Below are 1,747 nucleotides of genomic sequence, written 5' to 3'. Positions count from 1 at the left end.
TACGGTTCCCCAATCGCCTCCACGATCATGCGGACGTGGACGGGCATATAGACGCGGCTGCGAGGGTGCATGCCGGCAGCATTGAGACGTTCGCGCAGGTTGGGATAATAGTTGATCCAGCCCTGCAGTTTGCGGTGGGCTACCTGCGGATTGAGATCGGGGAAATAGCATTGGGCCAATTCGGTGCGGCCGTATGAACGGATGGTAAAGTTCTCCATAGTCTTTTCGGTTTTTCTATCTTTCGTCCGTAAAGATACTGAAAATCAGTGAGAATACCATACATGTGCCTTACTTTAATCAACTATAATCAACCACAATCAACTGTAACCGATATTTACGGATTTTCAGCAATCGCGGTGATGTATCTTTGTAGTGTTCACCACAAGGGAACTCTTATTTATTAACTTTTAATTTTTCAATTATCTATGATTACCTACAAAAAAATCCAAATCGTGGGCGAGAACCATCCTTGCAATGGATTGTGGTACGCACGCCCGGTGATCAGCGAAACGCTGGACATTGAAGCCTTGTCGAAACACATGTCGAAGCACAACACGCCATTCTCGCCCGGTGTGATCAAGGGGGTACTGGCCGACATGGTGACTTGCATCAAGGAGCTGATTCTGGACGGCAAAAACGTGAAACTGGACGACCTTGCCATCTTCTCGGTGGGCATCGTCAGTGACCACGGCGCCGCCTCGGCTCAGGAATTCAAGGTGGCGGACCACGTGAAGGGCCTGAAGCTGCGTGCCCGCGCTACCGGCGAGCTGAGCAATGCCCGCATCAACCTGGAAGCTACACTGCGCGAACTGACTCCCTACTCCATTGAAGGTGGCGGAACCTCCGGAGGTGGCGGAGGAAGCACCGTGACCGATCCGGATGAGGGAGGCGGTGGCGAAGATCCGTTAGGATAAACAGCTACGGGTGGCTGACCTATTTACTCAAGTTTCGGATTTACCGAATTGAAAATCGGCGAAGCCAAACTTGAAGAAGTTAAAGAAGTTAGAAGGAGTTATCGCCCGCCAAGGTGGGCTAGGAGTTAAAGCCAATAGATTAAGTGTATGGCCTGTATCCTTTTCACAAAGGTATTGGCTTAACTCCTTAACTTCTTAACTCCTCAACTACAACCGATTAATAAACTTGCAAAACTTAAATCATTAACCATTAATCATTCATCATTATCATGAGCAATTCCAATTCGAAAAAGTCGTCGGTCTGGGGCATTGTGCTTAAGGCCATTGTGGCTGTGGCAACCGCCCTGGCCGGAGTGTTTGGCATCACATCGTGCATGGGACGATGAGAACTGTTACGCTGATTATCGTTCATTGCTCTGCCACCCCCGAGGGGCAGAGCTTTGATTTTGAGCAATGTCGCCGGGACCACATCCGACACCGGGGCTTCCGCGACATCGGGTATCACTTCTACATCACCCGCAACGGAGAGATTCACCGGGGCAGACCGATCGAGCAAATCGGGGCTCACTGCCAGCATCACAACCGGCACAGTGTCGGCATCTGCTACGAAGGCGGACTGGACCGCAACCGGCAACCTTGTGATACCCGTACGCTGGAACAGAAGGCCAGCCTGCTGGCGCTGATACGTGAACTGAAAAAACTGTATCCGAATGCTTTAGTCGTAGGACACCGAGATTTGAACCCTATGAAAGCTTGCCCATGCTTCGATGCCGTTGCTGAATACAGGTGAAGGTGGGGTTAGGGTTGAGGGATGAGGGTTGAGGGATGAGGGT

Annotated in this window: 4 protein-coding genes; 3 read left to right on the top strand and 1 reads right to left on the bottom strand. The window is 50.9% G+C overall.

Annotation, left to right across the window (positions count from 1 at the left end):
* A partial coding sequence (locus tag QVP67_RS08195; protein WP_071149728.1) for a DUF4248 domain-containing protein occupies window positions 1-218 on the bottom strand: 218 nt, incomplete at its 3' end.
* A gap of 207 nt (window positions 219-425) precedes the next feature.
* Here QVP67_RS08195 and QVP67_RS08190 point away from each other — a divergent pair.
* From QVP67_RS08190 to QVP67_RS08180, 3 genes are all read left to right on the top strand, one after another.
* A complete protein-coding gene (locus tag QVP67_RS08190; protein WP_022163083.1) occupies window positions 426-914 on the top strand; it encodes a DNA-binding protein in 489 nt (162 codons plus the stop codon).
* A gap of 269 nt (window positions 915-1,183) precedes the next feature.
* Complete coding sequence (locus tag QVP67_RS08185; RefSeq protein ID WP_022163082.1) at window positions 1,184-1,300, top strand: smalltalk protein; 117 nt, start codon at window positions 1,184-1,186, stop codon at window positions 1,298-1,300.
* Entirely contained in the window at window positions 1,297-1,704 is a 408-nt protein-coding gene (locus tag QVP67_RS08180) for an N-acetylmuramoyl-L-alanine amidase (RefSeq protein ID WP_022163081.1), read from the top strand. The genes QVP67_RS08185 and QVP67_RS08180 overlap by 4 nt, the downstream gene beginning before the upstream one ends.
* The last annotated feature ends 43 nt before the right edge of the window (window positions 1,705-1,747 follow it).

The organism is Bacteroides sp. CAG:633, from assembly GCF_000435115.1.
Lineage (GTDB): Bacteria > Bacteroidota > Bacteroidia > Bacteroidales > Bacteroidaceae > Bacteroides > Bacteroides ndongoniae.
Note: the sequence above shows the minus strand (reverse complement) of the source record. Positions and strands in the feature narration are given on the sequence as shown.

Coding starts and splice junctions, on each gene's coding strand:
- QVP67_RS08190 (WP_022163083.1), top strand. CDS start 426: ATGATTACCTACAAAAAAATCCAAATCGTGGGCGAGAACCATCCTTGC.
- QVP67_RS08185 (WP_022163082.1), top strand. CDS start 1,184: ATGAGCAATTCCAATTCGAAAAAGTCGTCGGTCTGGGGCATTGTGCTT.
- QVP67_RS08180 (WP_022163081.1), top strand. CDS start 1,297: ATGAGAACTGTTACGCTGATTATCGTTCATTGCTCTGCCACCCCCGAG.